Annotated in this window: 20 protein-coding genes; 8 read left to right on the top strand and 12 right to left on the bottom strand. The window is 63.6% G+C overall.

Annotated elements, in window-relative coordinates; genetic code table 11:
- Positions 1–96 precede the first annotated feature (96 nt).
- Positions 97–1,665, bottom strand: a complete 1,569-nt coding sequence (locus VQ575_RS11580) for a sensor domain-containing diguanylate cyclase (protein ID WP_039591083.1) — start codon at positions 1,663–1,665, stop codon at positions 97–99.
- A gap of 130 nt (positions 1,666–1,795) precedes the next feature.
- Between VQ575_RS11580 and VQ575_RS11585 the strand changes: the two genes are divergently transcribed.
- Complete coding sequence (locus tag VQ575_RS11585) at positions 1,796–2,254, top strand: metallophosphoesterase family protein (protein ID WP_039591081.1); 459 nt, start codon at positions 1,796–1,798, stop codon at positions 2,252–2,254.
- Positions 2,255–2,264: 10 nt separating this feature from the next.
- Here VQ575_RS11585 and VQ575_RS11590 read toward each other — a convergent pair whose 3' ends face one another.
- The 3 genes from VQ575_RS11590 to VQ575_RS11600 all read right to left on the bottom strand — a co-directional run bounded on the left by VQ575_RS11590 (position 2,265) and on the right by VQ575_RS11600 (position 5,416).
- Complete coding sequence (locus tag VQ575_RS11590) at positions 2,265–3,167, bottom strand: sugar phosphate isomerase/epimerase family protein (protein ID WP_325919700.1); 903 nt, start codon at positions 3,165–3,167, stop codon at positions 2,265–2,267.
- 139 nt (positions 3,168–3,306) lie between these two features.
- The gene (locus VQ575_RS11595) at positions 3,307–4,476 is read right to left on the bottom strand and encodes a Gfo/Idh/MocA family protein (RefSeq protein ID WP_039591079.1); all 1,170 of its coding nucleotides are present in this window, start codon (positions 4,474–4,476) and stop codon (positions 3,307–3,309) included.
- Positions 4,477–4,492: 16 nt separating this feature from the next.
- Positions 4,493–5,416 (bottom strand): TIM barrel protein, encoded by a 924-nt coding sequence (locus VQ575_RS11600; RefSeq protein WP_039591077.1) that lies wholly within the window; start codon positions 5,414–5,416, stop codon positions 4,493–4,495.
- Positions 5,417–5,543: 127 nt separating this feature from the next.
- Here VQ575_RS11600 and VQ575_RS11605 point away from each other — a divergent pair, with 127 nt between their 5' ends.
- From VQ575_RS11605 to VQ575_RS11620, 4 genes are all read left to right on the top strand, one after another.
- On the top strand, positions 5,544–6,599 hold the full coding sequence (locus tag VQ575_RS11605) for a LacI family DNA-binding transcriptional regulator (RefSeq protein WP_045155838.1): 1,056 nt from the start codon (positions 5,544–5,546) through the stop codon (positions 6,597–6,599).
- A 135-nt stretch (positions 6,600–6,734) separates the two neighbouring features.
- Complete coding sequence (locus VQ575_RS11610; protein WP_030138822.1) at positions 6,735–7,259, top strand: chalcone isomerase family protein; 525 nt, start codon at positions 6,735–6,737, stop codon at positions 7,257–7,259.
- Complete coding sequence (locus VQ575_RS11615; RefSeq protein ID WP_045155840.1) at positions 7,256–7,795, top strand: DUF3833 domain-containing protein; 540 nt, start codon at positions 7,256–7,258, stop codon at positions 7,793–7,795. Before VQ575_RS11610 ends, VQ575_RS11615 begins: the two co-directional genes overlap by 4 nt.
- Entirely contained in the window at positions 7,792–8,097 is a 306-nt protein-coding gene (locus tag VQ575_RS11620; RefSeq protein ID WP_045155841.1) for a DUF6482 family protein, read from the top strand. The genes VQ575_RS11615 and VQ575_RS11620 overlap by 4 nt, the downstream gene beginning before the upstream one ends.
- Before the next feature lie 17 nt (positions 8,098–8,114).
- Here the strand turns inward: VQ575_RS11620 and VQ575_RS11625 are convergent, their stop codons facing one another.
- From VQ575_RS11625 to VQ575_RS11660, 8 genes are all read right to left on the bottom strand, one after another.
- The gene (locus VQ575_RS11625) at positions 8,115–8,606 is read right to left on the bottom strand and encodes a DUF2878 domain-containing protein (protein WP_045155842.1); all 492 of its coding nucleotides are present in this window, start codon (positions 8,604–8,606) and stop codon (positions 8,115–8,117) included.
- The gene (locus VQ575_RS11630) at positions 8,603–9,871 is read right to left on the bottom strand and encodes a cyclopropane-fatty-acyl-phospholipid synthase family protein (protein WP_325919701.1); all 1,269 of its coding nucleotides are present in this window, start codon (positions 9,869–9,871) and stop codon (positions 8,603–8,605) included. Before VQ575_RS11630 ends, VQ575_RS11625 begins: the two co-directional genes overlap by 4 nt.
- Positions 9,843–10,658, bottom strand: coding sequence for a DUF1365 domain-containing protein (locus VQ575_RS11635; RefSeq protein WP_325919702.1), 816 nt, complete (start codon positions 10,656–10,658; stop codon positions 9,843–9,845). The genes VQ575_RS11630 and VQ575_RS11635 overlap by 29 nt, the downstream gene beginning before the upstream one ends.
- Positions 10,655–11,902 (bottom strand): NAD(P)/FAD-dependent oxidoreductase, encoded by a 1,248-nt coding sequence (locus VQ575_RS11640; protein ID WP_325919704.1) that lies wholly within the window; start codon positions 11,900–11,902, stop codon positions 10,655–10,657. The genes VQ575_RS11635 and VQ575_RS11640 overlap by 4 nt, the downstream gene beginning before the upstream one ends.
- 3 nt (positions 11,903–11,905) lie before the next feature.
- On the bottom strand, positions 11,906–12,661 hold the full coding sequence (locus tag VQ575_RS11645; protein WP_325919706.1) for an SDR family NAD(P)-dependent oxidoreductase: 756 nt from the start codon (positions 12,659–12,661) through the stop codon (positions 11,906–11,908).
- Positions 12,658–13,080, bottom strand: coding sequence for a nuclear transport factor 2 family protein (locus tag VQ575_RS11650; protein ID WP_325919708.1), 423 nt, complete (start codon positions 13,078–13,080; stop codon positions 12,658–12,660). Before VQ575_RS11650 ends, VQ575_RS11645 begins: the two co-directional genes overlap by 4 nt.
- A gap of 155 nt (positions 13,081–13,235) precedes the next feature.
- Positions 13,236–14,312, bottom strand: a complete 1,077-nt coding sequence (locus VQ575_RS11655) for an alkene reductase (RefSeq protein ID WP_325919710.1) — start codon at positions 14,310–14,312, stop codon at positions 13,236–13,238.
- Between the two features lie 47 nt (positions 14,313–14,359).
- The gene (locus VQ575_RS11660; protein ID WP_198723136.1) at positions 14,360–15,199 is read right to left on the bottom strand and encodes a pirin family protein; all 840 of its coding nucleotides are present in this window, start codon (positions 15,197–15,199) and stop codon (positions 14,360–14,362) included.
- Between the two features lie 135 nt (positions 15,200–15,334).
- On the opposite strand from VQ575_RS11660, the gene VQ575_RS11665 reads away from it, so the two are divergent.
- The 3 genes from VQ575_RS11665 to VQ575_RS11675 all read left to right on the top strand — a co-directional run bounded on the left by VQ575_RS11665 (position 15,335) and on the right by VQ575_RS11675 (position 18,200).
- Entirely contained in the window at positions 15,335–16,249 is a 915-nt protein-coding gene (locus tag VQ575_RS11665; RefSeq protein ID WP_039591060.1) for a LysR family transcriptional regulator, read from the top strand.
- Positions 16,250–16,485: 236 nt separating this feature from the next.
- The gene (locus tag VQ575_RS11670; protein ID WP_198723137.1) at positions 16,486–17,790 is read left to right on the top strand and encodes a flavin-containing monooxygenase; all 1,305 of its coding nucleotides are present in this window, start codon (positions 16,486–16,488) and stop codon (positions 17,788–17,790) included.
- Complete coding sequence (locus VQ575_RS11675) at positions 17,790–18,200, top strand: RidA family protein (RefSeq protein ID WP_003182257.1); 411 nt, start codon at positions 17,790–17,792, stop codon at positions 18,198–18,200. The genes VQ575_RS11670 and VQ575_RS11675 overlap by 1 nt, the downstream gene beginning before the upstream one ends.
- Position 18,201 lies beyond the last annotated feature (1 nt).

Here is an 18,201-nt window from a genome sequence, read left to right on the forward strand (position 1 = left end):
GTCAGGCTGGTCACGGTCGAAGCGCGCATTGTAGCCGCCAGGCGCCGGATCGGCACCTGTACAAGCCTGGGTCGGGTGAAATGAACCGATACGCGGTCAGCCCTGGGAGGCGCCGGCGCTGCACCAGCGGTTGCGCCCGGTGTTCTTCGCCAGGTACAGGAACGCGTCGGCAGCCTTGATCAGCATGGCGGGGCTCGCGTCCTCGCTGCTCGGCTGGCAGGTGGTGATGCCCGCGCTGATGGTGACGATGCCCAGGGGATGGTCGCCATGTTCGATGTTCAAGGCCCGGACGGCTTCGAGGATCTGCTGTGCGACCTTGGCGGCGCCTGGGCCGTCGGTGTTGGGCAGCAACACGGTGAACTCTTCGCCACCGTAGCGGACCGCCAGGTCTCCCGGGCGCTTGATCGTCTGTCCGATCGCCCCGGCAATCGCGCGCAGGCAGTCGTCACCGGCGGCATGACCGTATTTGTCGTTGAAGCGCTTGAAGTAATCGACGTCGAGCATGATCAACGCCAGGGCAGAACCCTGGCGCTTGGCCAGGCGCAGCTCATCGGCCAGGGCGATGTCCAGCCGCCGACGGTTGCCCAGGCCGGTCAGACTGTCGGTCAGGGCCATGTCCCGCATGGCCTGGTGGGCGCTGCGGATTTGCTGTTCCATGGTCATGCGGTGGCGCAACTGGCTCAAGACGATGAGCCCGAAACCCACCAGGATGGCGATCAGGAACACCAGCACCAGGCTGGTCTTGAGCAGGTCGCGACGCCAGGGGGCGACGATCGATTCCCGGGACAGCCCGGTTTCCACCACCAGCGGGTAAGTCGTCAGCGCCCGATAGCCATACAGGCGCTCGGTGTCGTCGACAACCGCCCTGGCTTCGGCGACGCCCTGATTGGAGGTGGGCAAATGCTCCCGGAAGATCACGCTGTTGACCAGGCTCTTGCCGATCACCGAAGCGACGAAAGGGCGGCGCACCAGGATCGTTCCATTGCGCTTGGCCAGGACCAGTGCGCCTTTGCCGTCAATCTTGAAGTCGCCGTAGTAATCGACGAAATAACTGACCTTGACCGTTCCGAGCATCACCCCGGCGAACGAGCCATCGGGATTGTTCAAACGACGGGAGATGGGAATGATCAGGTCGTTGGTGGATCGGCTCTTGACGACATCGCCGATGCGAACGCCTCGATCCGCGTGGGTACGGTGGTACTGGAAGTAATCGCGGTCGGCATTGTTGGCCATTTCCGGGATCACTTCCTTGTCGGTCGCCAACCATTGGCCGTCGGGGCCGTAGATGAACAGCCCGTGCAACTGCGGCATGATCTCGGCCTGCTGGACCAGCAGTTTATGGATGCGCGGGATGTCCATGTTCTGCAAGCCATCGCCTTCGACGCGTTCGGCGAGGGCGGCGGTGACGACGTCGACTTGTCGAATGGTGTCTTCGGCGTGTTGGGCGGTTGCCCGTGCCAGGTTGGTCACCGAATCGCGGGCGGACGCGAACGCTGCACGATAGTCACGCCAGGTTCGCCAGCCTTCGACCGCCAGGAACACCAGAATCACCACCAGCATGAAGCTCACAGTCAGCCGAAACGCCGCCCCGGCTCTCGCCGCTTGCGGGGAAAAGGCTTGATCGGGGCTTTCAATCCTGGGCTCTGGCTGTTTGCGTCCGAGCATTGGCATATCCTTCTACGCGACGGGTCCGTGCGCTTGCAGCACGCAGCCTATCCTATTCGATTTCAGCACGTTAGCTAACTGCGACGAGGCGTATACAGCCGACGACACACGACGCAAGGGGGGAAGGTTCATGAAAGTTGGCGTCATTTCCGATACCCACGGCTTGCTGCGCCCCGAAGCATTGGATGCACTGCAAGGCTGCGAGCGGATCATTCATGCCGGTGATATTGGCAGCCCGCAGATCCTGGAAGCCCTGGCATCCATCGGCGAGCTTTACGTGGTACGGGGAAACAATGATTTGGCTGATGATTGGGCGAGACAGCTCGCCGATTGCCTGCAATTCGACCTCGCTGGATGGCAGGTGCTGCTGGTCCATGACATCGCCGATGTGCCGGCGAAGCTCAATCCGGATGTGAGATTGGTGATCACCGGCCATTCCCACAAGCCGCTGATCGAGTGGCGGGGCGAGCGGCTCTACCTCAACCCCGGCAGCGCCGGCCGGCGGCGGTTCAAGCTGCCGGTGACGCTGGCATTGCTGGAGATCAGCGAACAGCGAATCGAGCCGCGGATCGTGCCGTTGCTGCCGTGACGGGCAAGCGCTACCTGAAGTATTTGTCGACGTAGGCCTGGATCTCCTGGCGCATGAAGCGTCCGGATTCATCGGCCCGTTCCTCCCAGCCGAACACGCACGCGGTGACGATGCCGTCGAAGCCGGTCTTGGCCAGCGCGCCGAAGAATTGGTCCCAGTCGATCTCGCCCTGGTGCATGTCCATGTGCTGGTGCACCGTTACTTTCGCTCCGGGTGGGTTGACGATGTAGCGCAGGCCGGAGGACGCCTTGTGGTTGTAGGTGTCGGCGATGTGCACATGGGCGATCATCGACCCGGCTTCGGCAATCATGGCTTGCATGTCATCGCCGAAGTAGAACGTGTGGGGCGTGCAGTAGAGGAACTTGACGTTGTCCGAGCCAATGGTCTTGAGCATGTCCAGGGCCGGGTGCAGCGTCTCGCACCAGTCCTCCGGATGGGGCTCGACGTTGAGCGTGACGCCTTCGGATTCGAGGATCGGCACCAATTCCTCCATCGAACGCCACCAGGCCGCTTCGCTCGACTCATGGCTGTGCACGCCGCCACAGCAACTGACCTTATGCCCGCGATCCGGCGACGGTCCGCGGCCGAATTCCGAGTTCATCGTGGTGCAGCCCATCTCCACGGCGACCTGGATCGCTTCCTTCCAATAGTTCACCGCAGCCCGGCGCTCGTCCTCGTGCGGGCTGGCCCAGCGGTACATGGGTAGCAGCGAAGCCAGTTGCAAATCGTGGTCGCTCAGGGCCTTCTTGAATTCGGCGATGCGTTCCTTGTGGGCCCGCGGGCGAACCCACCACGGCAGGAAATCTTCCCGTGGCGACAGCTCGAGGTATTCGTAGCCGAGCTCGGCGGTCTTGCGGCAGAGGTCCGGCAGGCTCAGGTGGCGGTGCATGTAGGGATCGAGGGCGATTTTCATTGTTGTTCTCCTTGGGGAACGTTCATGACCGTGGCGAGGGAGCTTGCTCCCGCTGGACTGCGCAGCAGTCCCAAAAAGGGGCCGCTTCGCGCCCCAGCGGGAGCAAGCTCCCTCGCCACAGGAATTCTCTGGCAGCGGGTTAGTAGGCGATCCAGGTTGAATCGTTATTAGCCGATTCCACGCAACGCTCGACCCAGCGCACGCCGTCCACGCCGGCGTCGATATCGGGATAACGCAGCGCGGCCAGCGTCTCGGTGTCGCCACGGTTGGCAGCGTCCATGGCGAGGGCGAAGCGGCGATAAAGATTGGACCAGCCTTCGAACAGCCCTTCGGGGTGGCCGCCACCGATGCGATCGTCTTGCAGCGCGTCGGGATGCAAGTAGCCCATGCCGCGCTCGAGGGTTTGCGCGGGTTGGCCCTGGATTTCGAAACTCAGCTGGTTCGGGCGTTCGTCCCACCATTCCAGGCTCGCCCGGGACCCGATCACGCGGATCTTCTGGCCGTGCATCGAGCCGGCGTTCACCGCGCTGGACCAGACCATGCCCATCGCGCCGCTTTCGTATTCCATCAAGGTGTAGGCGTTGTCCTCCAGCGGGGCGCGGCTGGCGACGAAGCTTTGCCGGCTGCACATCAGGCGCTTGATTCGGAACTCGGGCAGCATGACTTTGGACAGGTACAGCGGATGCGTGCCCACGTCGCCCAACACATAGCTGGGCCCTGCCTGGCGCGGGTCGACGCGCCATTGCGTCGCCTGGTTCTGCGCCTCTACCGGTGCGCTATGGAAACCGTGGGCGAACTGCATGTGCACCATGCGAATCTCCCCCAGCTCGTGGGCGACGATCATCGCCCGCGCCTGCTCGATCAACTGGTGCCCGGCATAGCCGTAGGTGAGGCCGACGATGCGGCCCTTGGCTTTCGCCAGGTCCCGCAGCGCCTCGGCCTCGTCGAGGGTGAAGCACAGCGGTTTTTCGCAGACCACATGCAAGCCGGCTTCAAGGGCCGCGCGAGTAATGGCGTAGTGAGTGCCGTTGGGGGTGGCGATCGACACCGCCTCGATGCCGTCGGGCCGCTGCGCTTCCAGCTCGAACAGGCTCAGGTAGTCCGGATAACAGCGCGCCGGGTCGATCCCCAGCCGTTGGCCGAAGGCCCGGCCACGCTCGGGGTCGATGTCCAGCGCGGCGGCAACCAGTTCGAAGTTGCGGTCGCGCAGGGCGGCCGAGCGGTGGATGTAGCCAATCTGGCTGTGTTCGCCGCCGCCGACCATGGCCCAGCGGAGGGGGCGTGCAAGGATGTTGCTGCCATTGATCATGAGGACTCCTTTTCCTTTAAAAACCGATGCGGGATAGATAGGCGCGGCTGGCCGCCACGTCTTCCAGGCTGCTGGCGGCATTGCGCGGGTCGCGTTCCTGTTCGACGGTGATGCAGCCTTGGTAACCGAGCTCATGTAGGAGGCGATGCAACGCCGGGTAATCGATGACGCCACGCCCGATCGGGCACATCACGCCCCGGGCGCAGGCTGCGAAGAAGCGGATGCGTTCGTTCAACACCTGGTCGAAGACCGCCGGGTCGATGTCCTTGAAGTGCAGGTAATCCACGCGATGAGCGTAGGTACGCAGCGATGCGAGGGGGTCCATGCCTGCGTAATAGAGGTGCCCGGTGTCCAGGCACAATCCGGCGACGTCGTGGGGAATATCATCCACCAGCCGCGCCAGCTCATCGGCGAATTCGATGTGGCCGCCCGCGTGAGGATGGATGACGGCACGGATGCCGTAGGCGTGCCAGGCGATGTCGGCGACGGCGCGGATGTGCGCCATCATGGCGTTCCAGCGCGCGTCGTCCAGGCGTGGCGCGCGGTCCGAGTGGCCGGCCGCGTAGTCGCGTTCTTCGTGGCCCCAGTCGATGATCACCAGGTAGGGGCCACCGAAGCGTTGGCCGGGTTGTGGTTCGATGGGCGGCAACTGTTTGAGCAATCCGCAAATGGCGTGGGCCTGGCGCAGCAACTCCGGCAGGTTGGCCGGACTTACCAAGTCATCGAAAATCGTCCCCGCGACGATGTGAAGGCCGTGCTCCGACAGCGCTGGGCTGAGGGTCTCGGCCTCCAGCGGCAGATAGCCGCAAGGCCCCAACTCGATGCCGCGATAACCGGCCTCGGCGGCTTCGCCCAACACCCGTTGCCACGGCGGCAGGAACGGGTTCTTGATGTCATCGACGCCCCAGCAGCAGGGCGCCGTGCAGATGTGAATCGCCATGGAAGCACTCCGGCGGTGTTGTTGTTTTTGTCTTGCCCTGATGCTATTGCCTCGGCGGGGAGCGGGCCATGGGGTGATGGCTTAATGTGGCAAAACCCCTCATGATGCCGGAAAGAGGTGTCAAGACATGTCAAAGCAACCCCGCCGAAAACTACGACCGACCATGGCCGACGTCGCCCGGGAAGCCGGCGTGAGCCTGTCGACCGTCGACCGAGTTCTGAACCTGCGCGCCGATGTCCGCGCCGACACCGCCCAGCGCATCGCCGCGGCGGCCGGGCGCTTGGGTTTTCATGCCAAGGCCGTGATCGAGCAACGGGTGCTCAACGACCGTCCCACCTTGCGCTTGGGCTTCCTGTTGCAGAAAAGCGGGGTGCCGTTCTACCAAGGGCTGGCCCACGCCCTGTCAAACGCCGCCGCCACCTGCGCGCGAGCGCGCATTCGGGTGGTCATCGGTTACCTGGACGACCTCGACCCCGTCAACGTGGCGCAACGCATCCTGGCCCTGCGCGACCAGGTGGACGGCCTCGGCGTGGTGGCGGTCGATCACCCCAGGGTGCGCGAGGCGGTGGCCCAATTGCGTGAGACAGGCATATCGGTGGTAGCGTTGCTGTCGGAATTGTCGAGCAGCGCCGGCACCGGCTACGCCGGCCTCGACAACCGCCTCACAGGCCGTACGGCTGGCTGGTTCATCAGCCGCCTCGCCAGGCAGCCCGGTCCAGCGGCGGTCATGCTCAGCAGCCAGCGTTTCCAGTGCCAGGAATTGTGCGAACTGAGCTTTCGCAGCTACCTGGCGGAGCAGTCCGGTGAATGGGAACTGCTCGCCTCGCGCCTGACCCTGGAAGACGATGAATTCGCTTATGGCAATACGCTCGACCTGCTCACGGCAGAACCCGACCTGGCGGGGCTCTATGTGGCTGGCGGCGGCATCGCCGGGGTGTTGCGCGCCCTGCGTAGCCTTCAGGAACAACAGCTTCGCCTGCCCGTGGTGGTGTGCCATGACCTCACGCCGCTGACCCGCGACGCGTTGAAGACCGGGTTGGTCCAGGCAGTACTTTCCCATCCGGTGATCGCCTTGGCGGAAGAGGCCGTCGATGCCTTGGTCGAGGCTGCGACGGCCACGTTGGCAGGGCCGGTGGCGAGGCGGGTGGTGCCGCTGCAGGTTGATGTACCGGAAAGCGTCTAGGGAAAATCCCAAGGTATTTGCCTACAAAAAAGCTGTACAAAACTATGATGTTGTACAAATATCGGTTTGCCTTCGCAAACCGGTTGCTTGCCCATGCCCAGATCCTTAGCCGCCCGCCACCGCTTGATAAGTGCCATGAGCCTTGCGCTGGCGCTGTACGCCAGTGATGCCTTGGCGGATTGGCGCGAGGCCTTGCCCGGAGCGGATCTGATCGGCGAGGCAGATTTTCGCTGGTACGGGTTCGCCGTCTACCGGGCGCGGCTCTGGAGCACCGTGTCCAAGCCGAGCCTGGACACGCCTTTTGCCCTTGAACTCGATTATCGGCGCCGCATCAGCAAGCAGGACCTGGTCGAAACCAGCCTTGAGGAAATGCAACGCGTCACCGGCACGGTGCAGGATGCCGGGCGCCTGGAAGCCTGGGCGGCGCAGATGCGCGGTGCCTTTGTCGATGTGCAACCCGGCACTCGCATCACCGGCGTGTACCTGCCCGGCCAAGGCAGTCGCTTTTATGTCGATGGACGCCTTTCCCGCGAGATTGCCGACACGCTGTTCTCCCGATGTTTTTTCTCGATCTGGCTCGATCCGCGCACGCGTCATCCCGAGTTGCGCCAACGATTGCTGGGGCTCGATACGTCAAACGCAAAAAGGAGCACGCCATGATCCGTCTGCTGGCCATCTTGATGTTGGTGATCGGCCTGACCAGTTGCGGCAACGTGAACGTTGACCGCTATGCCGACCAGCAACCGCGACTCGACCTTGCGCATTTCTTCAGCAAACCCGTCAAGGCCTGGGGCATCTATCAGAAGCGCTCGGGCGAAGTCATCAAGCGTTTTGAAGTGGATATTTCCAGTCGCCGCGAGGGTGATCGGCTGATTCTCGACGAGCGCTTTCTCTACAGCGACGGCAGCCGGCAGCGTCGGGTCTGGACATTGACGCCTACCGGCGAGGGGCTTTGGAGCGGCCGCGCCGACGATGTGATTGGCGAGGCGCAGGGGGAGGTGGCGGGCAATGCATTGCGCTGGCGCTATCGATTGAACCTGCAAGTGGACGATTCCACTTACGAGGTGACGTTTGACGACTGGATGTACCTGATGGACGAGGACACGCTGATCAACCGCTCCAGCATGAGCAAGGCCGGCATCGAATTGGGACAAGTGACGCTGTTCTTCCGTCGCCAGGCAGGGGACCTGCCATGACGTTGAAGGAGTTGCTTGAGCTGGCGGTCGAAGGGCGGATAGTCGAGTTGGAATTACTGTCGCTGGAAGGCGGCATCTACCTGCTGCAAGTCCGGTTGGACCGGGAGGTGCGCACATTGCTGGACGAGTCTGGACGCTCGTTTCGGGTACGCTCCACCACGCATCTTCGGGAGCTGTTGCGTGATGTGCCGCGCTTGCCATGCACACTGGTTCAACGGGTTGTCCACGACGAGATGTGCGGTCAGCGTGAAGGGCCGATCGAGCCGTTGCGCCTGCCGCTTTTCCTCGATGAGCCTTGGTAGACAGGGCGATGCTTGATTCAGTGGGCGTCGGCCAGGCGCACCGCCAGCGGCAGCCCTATCGCCCATAGCGGCGCCAGCACCAGCGCGGTGCCTAGCGTCCCCAGCGGCAATGAAACACCTGCCAGTGGGGCGCCAGCGCAATAGGCGAGCGGACCGCCGACCGCGCCCGCGAGCGCGCCAAGCCAAGGTTTTTTTCCTGCCCATGCCAGGCTGTGGCGCAGCCCGCTGGCGAAAACCAGCCAAAGCAGCGCCAGCCACAGCGGCAGCGGGCTGTCACCGAAGTCGAACAGGCCCAGGACGCCCAGGCTCCAATCCAACAACATGCCGCTCACACCGACACGCAGCATTGCCAGGCGCTCGGCCTTCGGGTCAGGGCACCGCAGCAGGTGAACGAGCAACCCGACCACCACGGCAGCGAGCCATGCCGGCTGGTGCGCGCCCAGCACACACGCCCACCAGCCCAATTGCAGCCAGAGCGCATTGGCGATCAGCGCGGTGCGACTGATCATGCTTGACGCTGCTCCAGCAAGGGCGCGGGGCGGGCCCCGGGTGCGGCGAACAGCAGTTGCGCGACGCCAATGGCGCGCTCTTGGAAGCCGCCCTCGCAGTAGCACAGATAAAATTCCCAAAGGCGCTGGAAAGTCTCGTCATAACCCAGCTCAAGCAGGGCCTGGCGCGACTGCCGGAAGTTGTCGTGCCAGTGGCGCAGCGTGCGGGCGTAGTGCGCGCCGAAATCTTCCAGGTGCAGCAAGTTGAGTGGGGTCTGGACGCTGGCGGTCCTGAGCAGCATCGACAGTGATGGCAGCGCCCCACCGGGAAAGATGTGGCGCTGGATGAAATCCACCGAACGCCGGGCCTGATCGTAACGCTGGTCGCGGATGGTGATGGCCTGGATCAGCATCAGGCCGTCGTCCTTGAGCAGGGCGGCGCAGCGGCGGAAATACTCGGGCAGGTAGCGATGACCGACCGCTTCGATCATCTCGATGGACACCAGTTTATCGAAGCGTCCCTGCAGGTCGCGGTAGTCCTGGCACAGCACCTCGATGCGTTGCCCCAGGCCCAGTGCATCGACACGCCGGCACGTGTGCGCAAACTGCTCTTGGGAAAGGGTCGTGGTGGTGACTTTGCAGCCGTAATGGGTAGCGGCATGGATGGCCAGGCTGCCCCACCCGGTGCCGATCTCCAGCAGGTGGTCGCCGGGTCGCAAGTCGAGCTTCTGGCAGATGCGTTCGAGCTTGTTGATCTGGGCCTGTTCGAGACTCTGTTCGGCGTGTTCGAACATGGCCGCCGAATACATCATCGTCGGGTCGAGCAAGCGTTCGAACAGCTCATTGCCCAGGTCGTAATGGGCCATGATGTTGCGCCGCGAGCCCTTGCGGCTGTTGCGATTGAGCCAGTGCAACCCGCGCAGCAATGGCCGGCCCAGGCGAGCCAGGCCGCTGTCCATTGCGTCGAGCACCGTCAGGTTGGCGACGAACAGGCGAGTGACCGCGGTAAGGTCATTGCTGCGCCAGTAGCCGTGGATGTAAGCCTCGCCGGCACCGATCGAACCATTGCCGGCGACCATGCCCCAGACGGCGCCGTCCAGTATCTCGACCTCGGCCACCAGGGGGCTGGCCACGTCGCCAAAGCTCAACGGCTCGCCATCGAGCACCAGGCGCAGGTGGCCGTGACGCAGGCGGCGCAGTTGTGCGAGCACGATCTGTTTGAACAGGCCACCGCTCAACGGACAGCCCGTGGTGGCCTTAGTGACGCTCAGGGTGGGTTCGGACATGGTCTGGATCCTTATGGGCGGTTTCGCCGACACTCAGGTCACCATCGCTGGCCTGATGATCGTGCAGGGGCGTGCGTTTGAAGAGCAGGCGCAGGGCCTGCCAATAGATGGCGCTCACGGTGCGCAAGCTCATCCACGGAAATGCCAGCACATGGCGACGCAGTGCTGGCGCGTCGAGTGGACGACGGTCCAATGAAAGGTCCGCCTCGAACACCTTGTGGCCGGCGCGCCAGTTCTCCATGCGTACACGGATGTGCGAATCCTGGATGAGAAAGCGCATGCGATAGTCCATGTCCAATGGTAGGAACGGCGAGACATGGAACGACTTGGCGACCTGGAACAGGTGCGGCTCGCCGGGGGTTACTGGCAGCACGTAATGGTGGCGCTCACGCCAGGGCGTGTTGCGCACTTCGCAGAGAATCGCTGCCAGGCGCCCGTCGGTTTCGTGGCAGAAATAGAAACTCACCGGATTGAAGGACAGGCCCCAACTGCGCGGCTGGGTCAGCAGGTGGATCGCGCCTTGAGGAGCGCAGCCCAGTGCTTGCCCGACGATTTCGCGCACCGCTTGAACCAGCGGCATGCCCCCGTGGGTGAGGGCCGGCAGGTAGTCACGCTCACGCCAGCACAGCGGCGCCAGGCGCCATGGCCGCAGCAAGCGTGACAGGCCGAGCATCTGCGCCTGCTCGGCAAGGTCCAGGTAGAGCATGCCGATCGGATAGCGGAACCCATGGACGCGTGGCCCATGGCGCCGATGATCGATCCAGCCATGGCACACGCTGCTGTTCAAAGCGCTTCTCCGAAATGCTCCGCCACGGTGAGCGCGCTGACCACGCCATCTTCATGGAAACCGTTGGCCCAATAGGCGCCGCAGAAATAGCTGTGCTGCTGTCCTTGCAGATCATTTTGCCGAGCCTGGGCGGCAATCCCGGCGAGGCTGTATTGCGGGTGGGCGTAGTCGAAGCGGGCGAGGACTTTGGCCGGGTCCACCGACTCGCCTTGGTTCAGGCTCACGCAGAACGTCACCGGAGCATCGAACCCCTGGAGGATGTTCATGTTGTAGGTCAGCGCGGCAGGTGCCTGCGGCGGGCCGCCAAGCCGATAGTTCCAGCTCGCCCAGGCTTTTTGGCGTTGCGGCAACAAGCGGGTGTCGGTGTGCAGCAGCACTTCGTTGTGGGCATAGGCCAAGGCGCCGAGCACGTCGACTTCATCGACGCTTGGAGTGTCGAGCAGGGCCAGGGCCTGGTCGCTGTGACAGGCGAATATCACCTTGTCGAATCGCTCCGGGCCACGACGGCTGTGCACGGTCACTCCGTCGGTGTCCCGGCTGACCCGCTGCACCGGGCAATCAAGATGAATGCGCTGGCGAAAACGGGCGCACAGCGGCTCGATGTAGGCGCGAGAACCGCCTTCGAGCACTCGCCATTGCGGACGCTGGTTGACCGACAACAGGCCATGGTTATGGCAGAACCGCACGAAGAACTGCAGGGGGAATTCCAGCATCCCGGCCGGTGACATCGACCAGATCGCCGAGCCCATCGGCACGATGTAATGGTCGATGAAGCGTTGGCCGTAGCGCCGGTCGCGCAGGTAATCACCCAGCCGGGTCGTGGTATCGATGCGTTGCGCCTGAAAGTCAGCGGTTGCCTCGCGATTGAACCTGAGAATGTCCCGCAGCATCCCCCAGAAACCTGGCGACAGCAGGTTGCGCCGGCGGGCGAACAGGCTGCCCAGGGTGTGGCCTTTGTATTCCTGCCCGGACGCCGGGTCGTGCACCGAAAAACTCATTTCCGTCGGGCGCGAGGCCACGCCCAACTGATCCAGCAAGCGAATGAAGTTCGGGTAGGTCCAGTCGTTGTACACGATGAAGCCGGTGTCCACGCCGTAGCGCCGGCCCTGCCAATCGACATCCACCGTATGGGTATGGCCGCCGATCCTGCCGTCGGCTTCGAACAGGGTCACCTGATGCTGGCGGGACAACAGGTAGGCGCAGGTCAGTCCCGAGATGCCGCTGCCAATGATCGCGATATGCATGGTTCAAGCCTCTGAGGAGTCGCGTGACAGGCGTTGACCGAGCGCCAGGCGCCAGCGAGCGGGCAGGCGCCCGAGCAGTCGCATGACAAAGATGAAAAAACCAGGGAACGCGATGTCCAGCGGCCGCGCCGGCAAACGGCGAGCGATGAACTGCGCCGCCCGTTGTGCCGGCCAGATCTGGGGCATGGGAAAGTCATTGCGCCGTGTCAGCGGTGTATCGACGAAGCCGGGGCTGACCAGGGTGACGTCGATGCCCTCGGCGGCCAGGTCGATGCGCAACGATTCGAACAGGTAACGCAACGCGGCCTTGGACGCGCCGTAGGCCCCGGCCCGGGGCAGGGCCAACCACGTCACGGCGCTGCATACCGCCACCAGATGCGGAGCTTGGCCTCGGCGCAGCAAGGGCAGGGCAGCTTCCAGGCAATGGCACGTGCCCAGCAGATTGGTATTGAGGACGCGTTCCACCAGGCGCGTGTCGAAGTGCCCCGGTTCCAGGTATTCGCAAGTGCCGGCATTGAGAATCACCTGATCGAGGGCGCCCCATTCGTCGTCGATGCGCTGGGTGATCCCCGCCACTTGTGCGCGATTGCTGAGGTCCCCCGGCAGCACCAGCACTTGATCGCGATAGCGTTCAGCCAATGCCTGCAGTGGGCCGACTTGGCGCGCGCTCAATGCCAGGCGATGACCTTGCTCAAGCAGCACCGCAGCCAGCTCGGCGCCGATGCCGCTGCTGGCACCGGTCAGCCAGATGCGGCTCATGCCAGCCTCCGCTTGAGCCAGCGAATGAGCGGTCCGAGCAGCGGCAAGTGCTCGTAGAGCAGGGCGCCCGCGTCGAAGAAGTCCCGATGCAGGTAGACCCGATCGGTCCAGCGCAAGTAGCTGCAACCCGGCAATTGGATCGGCTCACCGCCATTCAGGCGCGGGTGACGAAAGCGCAGCGTCCAGCGCAGGTAGCCTTCGCCGGGGGCGGTTTCATCGTAGCCGTGGAAGTCGTAGTGCAGATCGCTGGCGTTGGCGTAGAGCTGGGCGAAATATTCGCGCAAGGCGGGCAGCCCTTCGACCCGATGCAGCGGGTCCTGGAAGAGGATGTCGGCGCTGTAGAGCCTGTCGAGCTCAGCCAGGCGACTGGCATCCAGCTCGGCGAAGGCGTGAGCGAAACCTTTGAGAAAGGCAGACATGTCGGGCTCCGAAAAATTGTACGTAATTAGATTTATGTACAAGTTTTCGGAGCGTACGACATGAGTTGTACGAGATAAAGAGGTTTGTATAAGTTTTTTACGAATTTGTACAATTCAGCGAGGCGAGCTGGGCCGGCGCCTCGCTGCGTACCGGCTTAGGGCGCTGACAGGGTTGGGTAATCCGTATAGCCGCGCTCCTCGCCCTGATAGAACGTGGCCGGATCGGCCGGGTTCAAGGCTTCACCCAATCGGAATCGTTCCACCAGGTCCGGGTTCGCCAGGAACGGCGTGCCGAATGCCACCAGATCGGCCGTGCGCTGGCTGATGGCCGTGCCAGCCCGTTCAGCGCTGTAGCCGCCGTTGGCGATGTAGGGCCCGCCAAAGCGTCGCTTGAGTTCGAGGAAATCGAACGAGCCTTCGCCCAGCTCCACGATGTGCAGGTATGCCAAGCCATAACGGCTGAGCATCCGGGCCGTGTAGTCGAAAGTCGCCTGGGGATGGCTGTCGCTCATCGAGAAGTAACTGAAGATCGGCGACAGGCGGACGCCAACGCGGCTGGCGCCAAAGACCTCGATCACCGACTCGACCACCTCCTTTAGAAAGCGTGCGCGGTTCTCGATCGAGCCACCGTAGGCGTCGGTGCGCTGGTTGGTCCCGTCACGCAGGAACTGGTCGATCAGGTAGCCGTTGGCGCCATGGATTTCAACACCGTCGAAACCGGCGAGCTTGGCGTTGAGGGCGGCCTGGCGGAAATCGTCGATCACCCCGGGGATTTCATCCAGCGCCAACGCCCGCGGCAGTTCATAGGGCTTGAGGCCCTCGGCGGTATAGATTTCACCGTCGGCCTTGATTGCCGAAGGGGCCACGGGCAGGGCACCGTCAGCCTGGACCAGCGAGTGGGACAACCGGCCCACATGCCAGAGCTGCAAATAAATCTGCCCACCCTGGGCGTGAACGGCTTCGGTCACCTGTCGCCAGCCGGCGACCTGCTGGGGAGTGAAGATCCCAGGGGTGCGCAGATAGCCCTTGCCCTGGGCCGAAACCTGCGAGCCCTCGGTGACGATCAGGCCGGCGCTGGCCCGCTGGCTGTAGTACTCGGCCATGAGGGGCGTCGCGACATCGCCGTCCCCCGCGCGGCTGCGAGTCATGGGCGCCATGACCATGCGGTTTTTCAGGGACAGGTTGCCGACCTGGACGTTGGACAGCAGAAGATCAAGACCAATGTGGCTCATGAGGCACCTTTGATTAATCAGGGATGGAATGGGATATCGAGGGATGGCTAGGCCAGCCGTCCTTGCTGTTTCAACTGGACGCCGATGCGGCGGATTTCGCTTTCGCCCTGTTCCAGCGCGGCCTCGCTGGTGTGCACCGAGTAGTAACCCGTGACCAGGTCGTGGGGATGCTTGACCGCCGAACCAAGTACGAAGGAGGTCGCGCCCTGGGCAACGATGTCGATGGCCGCGGCCGATTCCTGGAAAATCACCATCTCCCCGGCATTGACGTCTTCCCCTGCGTCGAGGCTGCCGCTGTTGACGGCCAGCCACGCAACGTCGTGTCCGGCCGGCGGCGTGTAGCGCCAGCGCTCCTTGTCCTTGAGCTGCACCGCCAGGTAGTTCATGCCGGGCGGTGCGGCAATGCTGCTGCGCGCGGCGCCGTATTCGCCGAGCATGACCAGCGCCGGACCTTGCCGCGGGATTTCTGCGGGCGCGAGGTATTCACTGTGCGCCGGGGCGTTTTCCTGGTCGGGCGGCAACGCCACCCAGAGCTGGAATCCACGAATCGGCGAGCCGCCGACGGGCCGGGCGTCATGCCACACGCCATTGCCAGCCTGCATCCACTCCATGCCGCCACTCGGCAGCGTGCCGGATTTACCGGTGGTGTCTTCATAGACCACTTCGCCCTCGATCATGTAGGTCAGCGTCGCGATCCCGGAATGTGGGTGCATGCCGAAGCCGCGGGGCATGCCCTTGGCGTTGAATTCGAACAGATCCAGGAATACGAAGGGTTTGCACAGTTGACCGAGGTCGCCGGGGCTCATCAGCCGGGTGATGGGGCCATGGCTGCTGCCGGTGGTGCGGCGGACGATGGCGCGCGGTGGTGTCGCGACAATGCTGTTCATGGGAAGGGCTCTGGGTTCAGGAGGGTTCAGGAGCACGGGTGGCTTCGATGGAAGAAGCGTAAGCGCCTTCCAATCGTTTGATTAGCCGATACAATCGGATTGAACTCATCCAAAAAACGCAGGAAAGTCGACGCTATGCTGGACTTGAACGACGTGGCGCTGTTTGTCCAGGTTGTACGCAGCGGCAGTTTTGCCGAAGCGGCCAGGCGGCTGGGCATGCCTTCGAATACCGTCAGCCGGCGTGTCCAGCAGTTGGAAGCGCAGTTGGGGACGCGGTTGCTGCAACGGTCGACGCGCAAGCTCACGTTGACCCATGTGGGCGAGGGGTTCTATGGGCGTTGTGTGGGCGCGGTGGACGGCTTGATGGACGCGGGCCAGGCGCTGATGCACGGCAGTGACGAGCCGGCCGGCCTGGTACGGATCGCCGCGATGGCGGATTTCTTCGACTTCTTCCCGATGGAATGGATTGCCGACTTCCTCGCCGCGCACCCGCGTGTGCAACTCGATTTCGTGCTCAGCGACGCCCGTGTCGACCTGATTACCGACCGCATCGACGTTGCCTTCCGAGGCGGTGTATTGCAGGACTCGGGGTACGTCGGTCGGCAACTGCTGAGCAACGCCAGCGACGGCATGGTCGCCAGCCCGGCCTATATCGCTGCGCGGGGCATGCCGAAGTCGCTGGATGACCTGGCTCGGCACCACAGCGTGAATTTTCCCCACCCCAGTGGACTGAGCCACTGGCAACTCATCGGTCCGGACGGCCAGGCAGTGGAGGTGCAGATACCCAGCCGCTTCAACGCCAACACCGCCCAGGCGTTGCGCAAGGCAGCGGTGGCCGGACTGGGCATTGCCGTGCTGCCGTCGGCGTTGAGCGCCATGGACCTGGAAGCCGGACGGCTGGTGCGGGTATTGCCGCAGTACCGACGCAACGGCTTTGGCTTGAACGTGCTCTACCCAAGCCGCCGGCAGTTGCCGCGGGCGGTTTCGGCGTTCATCGCGCTGGTGATGGAGAAACTGGAGCTCAAGGCGTTTCCGGCCCGGCCGAGCTGAATGCACCTTTTCGACACGTTTTGACCTTGGATTGCCCTCGGTTGGCGCAACGCCTGGCCGAGCAGTTTTTTCCTTCCCAGCCACAACAAAAACCCTCGTTTCGCAAATTCCCGCCTGCCAACACAATCGCCTCGACAGCTCATCTCGATAGCTGAAAGCGCAAAACAACAAGAAACCGAAACCCGAGGCGGCACCGCGCCGACCTGAGCCAAAACCACTGCCGGAAGTGCCCAGACATGCCCGTTGAAACCCTACGCATCGATACGCTTGTAATAGGCGCCGGCCAGGCCGGTGTCGCCATGAGTGAACATTTGAGCCGCCAAGGCGTGCCGCATCTGGTGGTGGAGCGCAATCGCATCGCCGAGGCCTGGCGCACGGCGCGCTGGGACTCGCTGGTCGCCAATGGCCCGGCCTGGCATGACCGCTTTCCCGGGCTCGAGTTTGCCGGCCTGGATCCCGATGCCTTCGCCTCCAAGGATCAGGTGGCCGAGTACTTCGAAGCCTATGCCCGCACATTCAATGCGCCGATCCGCACCGGGGTGGAGGTGCGCAAAGTCGAGCGCAATGTCGGGCGCCCGGGCTTCTGCGTCGAGACATCGGACGGCCTGATCGAAGCCACTAACGTGGTGGTCGCCACCGGCCCCTTCCAGCGCCCCGTCATCCCGCCCATCGCGCCCGAGATGGCCACGGTCACCCAGATTCATTCGGCGCAATACCGCAACCCCGAGCAGCTGGCCGAAGGCGCCGTGCTGGTGGTGGGGGCGGGGTCATCGGGGGTGCAGATCGCCGATGAATTGCAGCGCGCCGGCAAGCAGGTCTACCTCTCTGTCGGCGCCCATGATCGCCCGCCGCGAGCCTATCGAAACCGGGATTTCTGCTGGTGGCTGGGGGTGTTGGGCGAGTGGGACGCCGAAGCGGTCAAGCCCGGCAAAGAGCACGTGACCATCGCCGTCAGTGGCGCCCGGGGCGGCCACACGGTGGACTTTCGTCGGCTGGCTCACGAGGGCATCACCCTGGTGGGCCTGACCCGGGCGTTCAAGGGCAGCGTGGTGAGTTTCGAAGCCAACCTTGCCGAGAACATTGCCCGTGGCGATGAAAACTACCTGGCGTTGCTCGACGCCGCCGATGCCTATATCGAGCGCAATGGCTTGGACCTGCCGCCCGAACCCGAAGCGCGTCGGTTGTTGCCCGACCCCAAGTGCATGACCCATCCGATCCTCGAACTGGACCTGGTCGAGGCGGGCGTCACGACGATCATCTGGGCCACCGGGTATTCGGTGGACTACAGCTGGCTGAACGTCGATGCGTTCAAGGCCGACGGCAAGCCGCGGCACCAGCGTGGCGTCTGCAGCGAGCCCGGCCTCTATTTCGTCGGCTTGCCGTGGCTGTCGCGTCGCGGCTCGGCGTTCATCTGGGGCGTGTGGCACGACGCCCGGCATATCACCGACCACATCGTCAAACAGCGCACCTACCTCGACTACCGCGATGCATCCCAACGCGTTTCGCAACCTTTGAAAACCAGCCTGACGGGAGTCCGTTGATGCCTACCCACACTCGCATCCGCATGTTCAATACCAAGGACACCTACCCGAACCAGACCCTGGACAACGACCTGTGCCAGGCCGTGCGCGCGGGCAATACCGTTTACGTCCGTGGTCAGGTCGGCACTGATTTCGACGGCCAATTGGTTGGTCTCGGCGACCCGCGGGCCCAGGCCGAGCAGGCCATGCGCAACGTCAAGCAACTGCTGGAAGAAGCCGGCAGCGACCTGAGCCACATCGTCAAGACCACCACCTACCTGATCGACCCGCGCTATCGCGAGCCGGTGTACCAGGAGGTCGGCAAATGGCTCAAGGGCGTGTTCCCGATTTCCACCGGGCTGGTGGTCAGCGCCCTGGGTCAGCCGCAGTGGCTGATGGAAATCGATGTGATCGCGGTCATCCCCGAATAAG

This window comes from Pseudomonas frederiksbergensis (assembly GCF_035751725.1).
In the GTDB taxonomy this organism is placed as follows: domain Bacteria; phylum Pseudomonadota; class Gammaproteobacteria; order Pseudomonadales; family Pseudomonadaceae; genus Aquipseudomonas; species Aquipseudomonas frederiksbergensis_A.

Bases quoted from the DNA above. Each gene is read 5' to 3' on its own strand.
- VQ575_RS11655 (WP_325919710.1), bottom strand. From the start codon at position 14,312: ATGAGCCACATTGGTCTTGATCTTCTGCTGTCCAACGTCCAGGTCGGC.
- VQ575_RS11605 (WP_045155838.1), top strand. From the start codon at position 5,544: ATGTCAAAGCAACCCCGCCGAAAACTACGACCGACCATGGCCGACGTC.
- VQ575_RS11630 (WP_325919701.1), bottom strand. From the start codon at position 9,871: ATGTCCGAACCCACCCTGAGCGTCACTAAGGCCACCACGGGCTGTCCG.
- VQ575_RS11670 (WP_198723137.1), top strand. From the start codon at position 16,486: ATGCCCGTTGAAACCCTACGCATCGATACGCTTGTAATAGGCGCCGGC.
- VQ575_RS11650 (WP_325919708.1), bottom strand. From the start codon at position 13,080: ATGTCTGCCTTTCTCAAAGGTTTCGCTCACGCCTTCGCCGAGCTGGAT.
- VQ575_RS11590 (WP_325919700.1), bottom strand. From the start codon at position 3,167: ATGAAAATCGCCCTCGATCCCTACATGCACCGCCACCTGAGCCTGCCG.
- VQ575_RS11620 (WP_045155841.1), top strand. From the start codon at position 7,792: ATGACGTTGAAGGAGTTGCTTGAGCTGGCGGTCGAAGGGCGGATAGTC.
- VQ575_RS11615 (WP_045155840.1), top strand. From the start codon at position 7,256: ATGATCCGTCTGCTGGCCATCTTGATGTTGGTGATCGGCCTGACCAGT.
- VQ575_RS11640 (WP_325919704.1), bottom strand. From the start codon at position 11,902: ATGCATATCGCGATCATTGGCAGCGGCATCTCGGGACTGACCTGCGCC.
- VQ575_RS11600 (WP_039591077.1), bottom strand. From the start codon at position 5,416: ATGGCGATTCACATCTGCACGGCGCCCTGCTGCTGGGGCGTCGATGAC.
- VQ575_RS11665 (WP_039591060.1), top strand. From the start codon at position 15,335: ATGCTGGACTTGAACGACGTGGCGCTGTTTGTCCAGGTTGTACGCAGC.
- VQ575_RS11645 (WP_325919706.1), bottom strand. From the start codon at position 12,661: ATGAGCCGCATCTGGCTGACCGGTGCCAGCAGCGGCATCGGCGCCGAG.
- VQ575_RS11660 (WP_198723136.1), bottom strand. From the start codon at position 15,199: ATGAACAGCATTGTCGCGACACCACCGCGCGCCATCGTCCGCCGCACC.
- VQ575_RS11595 (WP_039591079.1), bottom strand. From the start codon at position 4,476: ATGATCAATGGCAGCAACATCCTTGCACGCCCCCTCCGCTGGGCCATG.
- VQ575_RS11610 (WP_030138822.1), top strand. From the start codon at position 6,735: ATGAGCCTTGCGCTGGCGCTGTACGCCAGTGATGCCTTGGCGGATTGG.
- VQ575_RS11585 (WP_039591081.1), top strand. From the start codon at position 1,796: ATGAAAGTTGGCGTCATTTCCGATACCCACGGCTTGCTGCGCCCCGAA.
- VQ575_RS11580 (WP_039591083.1), bottom strand. From the start codon at position 1,665: ATGCTCGGACGCAAACAGCCAGAGCCCAGGATTGAAAGCCCCGATCAA.
- VQ575_RS11675 (WP_003182257.1), top strand. From the start codon at position 17,790: ATGCCTACCCACACTCGCATCCGCATGTTCAATACCAAGGACACCTAC.
- VQ575_RS11625 (WP_045155842.1), bottom strand. From the start codon at position 8,606: ATGATCAGTCGCACCGCGCTGATCGCCAATGCGCTCTGGCTGCAATTG.